The sequence below is a fragment of the Acinetobacter endophylla genome (assembly GCF_053543775.1).
Genome location: NZ_JBLVOM010000108.1, coordinates 1 through 403, shown reverse-complemented (window position 1 = coordinate 403; position 403 = coordinate 1). Strand labels below are relative to the sequence as shown.

1 protein-coding gene is annotated in these 403 nt (G+C 35.0%); it reads right to left on the bottom strand.

Annotated features, from left to right (window positions below; all coding sequences use genetic code 11):
• The coding region (locus tag ACNPNW_RS05495; RefSeq protein WP_448766674.1) for a HAMP domain-containing protein at positions 1–403 on the bottom strand (403 nt) is incomplete at both ends.

Here is a 403-nt window from a genome sequence, read left to right as displayed (position 1 = left end):
TAGCCTATCCAACATATCGTTAAAGGCTATTGCTAAGGACTTTAGTTCAGTAGGTATATTCTCAATTTCTAAACGTTCTGAAAGGTGTTGTGCTGAAATGCCTTCTGCGACTTTAGCCATTTTTTGCACGGGTCTTAAACCTCTCCAGGTTGCAAACCATCCTAAAAACATTAAACATAACGTACCAGCTAAACCTATATAAAAAAGTTGACGCTTAAAATCATTTAAAAAATACAGATGCTCAGAGGTATCTATACCGACAATAATTTGAGTAGATTTTATTTCAGAATTTTCAACTATATTCGCGTTATAGATAATCCCCCGATAAGTTTTACCCTGAAGTTTCCACTCAATCCACGAACTATCCGCTGTTTTCATTAACTTTTGGGAATGAATCATTGAA